This is a genomic window from Phenylobacterium sp., from assembly GCF_031181185.1.
In the GTDB taxonomy this organism is placed as follows: domain Bacteria; phylum Pseudomonadota; class Alphaproteobacteria; order Caulobacterales; family Caulobacteraceae; genus Phenylobacterium.
In genome coordinates this window covers 1-3,495 of record NZ_JAPSKZ010000262.1, presented here as the reverse complement: position 1 = coordinate 3,495, position 3,495 = coordinate 1, and the positions used below count along the sequence as shown (strand labels likewise).

Annotated in this window: 6 protein-coding genes; 2 read left to right on the top strand and 4 right to left on the bottom strand. The window is 69.4% G+C overall.

All coding sequences use genetic code 11. The features are described 5' to 3' along the window. Positions 1-253, top strand: a 253-nt coding sequence (locus RIF93_RS19445) for an erythromycin esterase family protein (RefSeq protein ID WP_309093098.1), incomplete at its 5' end; no start/stop codon positions are given. A 6-nt stretch (positions 254-259) separates the two neighbouring features. On the opposite strand, the gene RIF93_RS19440 is transcribed toward RIF93_RS19445, so the two are convergent. The 4 genes from RIF93_RS19440 to RIF93_RS19425 form a co-directional block, all read right to left on the bottom strand. Continuing rightward, positions 260-721, bottom strand: a complete 462-nt coding sequence (locus RIF93_RS19440) for a DNA starvation/stationary phase protection protein (protein ID WP_309093097.1) — start codon at positions 719-721, stop codon at positions 260-262. Further along, the gene (locus RIF93_RS19435) at positions 714-935 is read right to left on the bottom strand and encodes a DUF2061 domain-containing protein (RefSeq protein ID WP_309093096.1); all 222 of its coding nucleotides are present in this window, start codon (positions 933-935) and stop codon (positions 714-716) included. Before RIF93_RS19435 ends, RIF93_RS19440 begins: the two co-directional genes overlap by 8 nt. Positions 936-1,031: 96 nt before the next feature. Next, positions 1,032-1,613, bottom strand: a complete 582-nt coding sequence (locus RIF93_RS19430) for a class I SAM-dependent methyltransferase (RefSeq protein WP_309093095.1) — start codon at positions 1,611-1,613, stop codon at positions 1,032-1,034. Next, positions 1,610-2,938: an amino acid permease gene (locus RIF93_RS19425; protein ID WP_309093094.1), complete on the bottom strand. Its 1,329-nt coding sequence runs from the start codon at positions 2,936-2,938 to the stop codon at positions 1,610-1,612. Before RIF93_RS19425 ends, RIF93_RS19430 begins: the two co-directional genes overlap by 4 nt. 177 nt (positions 2,939-3,115) lie before the next feature. Here RIF93_RS19425 and RIF93_RS19420 point away from each other — a divergent pair. Then, positions 3,116-3,495, top strand: a 380-nt coding sequence (locus RIF93_RS19420; protein ID WP_309093093.1) for a hypothetical protein, incomplete at its 3' end; no start/stop codon positions are given.

Below are 3,495 nucleotides of genomic sequence, written 5' to 3'. Positions count from 1 at the left end.
CCTGCTGGACCTCAGGCCCGGCGTGCACGACGACCTGCGCGAGACGCTGGCGGAGCCCAGGCTGGAGCGCTTCATCGGCGTCATCTACCGGCCCGAAACCGAACGGTGGAGCCACTACGCCGAGTCGCGGCTGGCCGAGCAGTTCGACGCCTGGGTCTGGTTCGATGAAACGCGCGCTGTCACGCCGCTCGCCACCGCGCCGCCGCCGCCCGACGAGGACGGCGCCGAGGAGACCTGGCCGTTCGGTCTGTAGCTGAGGCTAGCCCAGCGAGGCCCGCAGCATCCAGGCGTGCTTCTCGTGGGCCTGAATGCGGTCGTCGATCACCGCGGCGGTGACGTCGTCGGCGCCTTCGCGCGCCGCCCGTGCGGTCTTGATCAGCGCCTCGTGGTCGCCGATCAGCTCCTTCAGCATCCCGGCGGCGTCCTTGTTGGGATCACCGTCCTGGATGCCGGACAGGTTGCCGAAGCTGCGGTAGCCCTGCGGCGCGAGTTCGCCCAGCGCCCGGATCCGCTCGGCGATCTCGTCGATCGCCTGCCACATCTCGGTGTACTGCTCCATGAACATGGCGTGCAGCGAGTGGAAGTTCGGGCCGCGGACGTTCCAGTGATAGCCGTGGGTCTTCAGATAGACCGCGTAGGTGTCGGCGAGCAGCTTCGACAGCCCGGTCACAGTGTCCTTGTCGGCCATGTTCGAGATCTCCTTCAGCGCCCAATCACGCATGTGCGCGCGGCGTTCCGTTCGAGGCGGGAACGCGCGCGGGCGCGAGCTTCATCCACGCGCGCTCGTGCAGGACGAAGGCGATGGTCTGGAAAATGGGTTCGATCAGACCAACGGCCAGCGCCGCCCGCCAGTCCCGGGTCAGCGCATAGGCCACGGCGATCGCCACGATCATGTGGGTCACGGACCAACTGGCGGTCTTGGCGGCGAGGCGCATGCTGCAGTCCTTCTTGCGAGCGATTCTTAATATAATCGTCGCCGATGGAAACGCAACGATCCAAAGAAAGTTTCTTTGGTTACGCCTGTAAGCGCGTCAGCGCGCCTTCTTCTCCGGCACGGTCCAGCGGTAGATCACCCCGCCGGCCGGCACATTGACCGTCTGCTCCGGCTCCCACTGACCCATTGGGAAGGCGTGGCTGACGATCCGCGTTCCCGGCTTCAGGTCGCTGAGCAGCTTGGGCATCAGCTTCTCGTTGAGGCTGGGCAACAGATAGAGGGTCACGACGGTGGCCTCTCGGAAGTCGGCCTCGAACAGGTCTTCGTTGCGGAAGGTGACCAGGTGGGTGACGCCCGCCGCCTTGGCGTTGGCGTTCGCCTCCTCGATCCGCTTGGGATCGATGTCGATGCCGACGGCGCGGATGCCGAACTGCTTGGCCGCGGCGATCGGGATGCGGCCGTCGCCTGAGCCCAGGTCGTAGAGCACGTCGCCGGGCTTTACCTCGCCCAGCTTCAGCATGGCGTCGACCGTTTCGGGCGGCGTCGGCACGTAGATGACGTCGGGACCACGCTCGGGCGGCTTGCTGGCGGGGGCGGGCTGGGCGTCGGCCTCCTGCACGGCGGGCGGGGCCTGGCAGGCGATCAGGGCGAGGGCGGCGGCGAACAGATACGCTTTCATGGCGAGTCCTCCTTCCGGGTGCGAAGCGGGATCAGCAGCAGCCCGCCGACCGCAAGCACCGCGAGGCCCAGAAGGGCCCCGCGGCCGGTGTAGGCGAGGCTGGAGTAGAGCAGGTAGGCGTTGGTGGCGACGAACAGCGCCGGCAGCAGCGGGTAGAGCGGGACCTTGAATGGCCGATCGGCGGCGGGATCGATCCTGCGCAGGCGGAACAGGGCCACGCCCACCAACAGGAAGAAGCCCCAGAACACCGGCGCGGTGTACTCCACCGCCAGCCGGAACCCGTCGCGGGCGAAGGCGCCGATCGCCACCAGCGCCAGCGCCGCCGCCCCCTGCAGCAGCAGCCCGTTGCGCGGCGTGGCGGCGTCGGGATGCCAGTGGCCCAGCGCCGCCAGCTGCGGATTGTCGCGGCCCAGCGCCCAGGCGGTGCGCGCGCCGGTGAACACCGTCGCATTGGCCGAGGTGAGCGCGGCCACCGCCACGATCGCGCTTACGGCGACCGCCCCCGGCGCCCCGAAGGCGATCCGCATCAGCTCGGCGGCCACGGCGTCCGACTTCGCCACGCCGCCGAGGCCCAAGGCGCGCAGATAGGCGGCGTTGGCCAGCAGGTAGAGCAGGGTGATCAGCGCCAGGCTTCCCAGCAGGACCGGGGCCATGCGGCGGCGCGCGTCTTTCAGCTCGGCTGAGACATAGGCCGCCTCGTTCCAGCCGCCGAAGGTCAGGAGGACGAACACCATCATCAGGCCCAGCGCGCTGGTCTCGGCCGGCGGCGGGGACGGACCGGCGGCCGGGGCGACCAGCAGGCCTGCGACGATCACCGCCACGAGCCCCGCGACCTCGGCCAGTGTCAGCCACATCTGCGCGCCCGCGCCCGCCCGGACGCCGATCCACTGGATGGCGGTGATGCCGACCACCGCGCCGGCCGCATAGAGGGCCGATGAGAACGGCCCTAGCGGTGCGAGCTCGCTCATGTAGTCGCCGAAGACGAAGGCCAAGAGGGCCACCGAGCCGGTCTGGATCACCGCCAGCCGCGCCCAGCCGTAGAGGAAGGCCAGCCGCCGCCCGAAGGCGCGCGCTAGGTAATGATAGTCGCCGCCCGCGTGCGGATAGGTCGAGGCGAGTTCGGCATAGCACAGGGCGCCCACCAGCGAGACCAGCCCGCCGGCCGCCCAGGCCAGCAGCACCGCGCCCGCGCTGTCAGCTGCGCCCGCGACCAGGGAGGGCGTCCGGAAGATCCCGGCGCCGACCACGATGCCGACGGTGATCGCCACCGCCTCCCGCGCGCGCAGGGTTGCCCGTACGCCGCCGCCGCCGTCGACCGTGCCCATGCCGCTTGTCCCTGAAGGCGTCGGCTGCCGAGGCGCAACTGTGGGTGCTGGATATGTCCTCCGGTCAACCGCCAAGCGCGTCGTCCGGCGATCACGGCCTCGTGATCGCGCCTGAACCAAATCCCCATTTGGTGGTTTTGACGGCCAATCAGAGGGACCGAATTGAGGAGAAAGGCTATGAAAACCCTTGCTTTGGCCCTTGCGGCCGCCACTGCGATCACAGCTTCGGCCAGCGCCGGCGCGGCGGCCGCTCAGGGCTGGTTCGGCGGCCAGGGCTGGTACGACGACCGCGGCGAATGGGTGCACATCGAGCGTCGCAAGATGCAGCTCGACCGTCGCATCGAGAACGGCCTGCGCAACGGCCAGCTGACGCCGCGCGAAGCGGCTCGCCTGCGGGCCGAGTTCAACGAGATCGCTCGCATGGAGTACCGCTACAGCCGCAACGGCCTGACCCCGCGTGAGATGGCCATGCTGGACCGGCGCTTCGACCGGCTCGCCATGCAGATCCGGTGGGAGCGGCGGGATGACGACCGGCGCTACGGCTATAACCGCTGGTA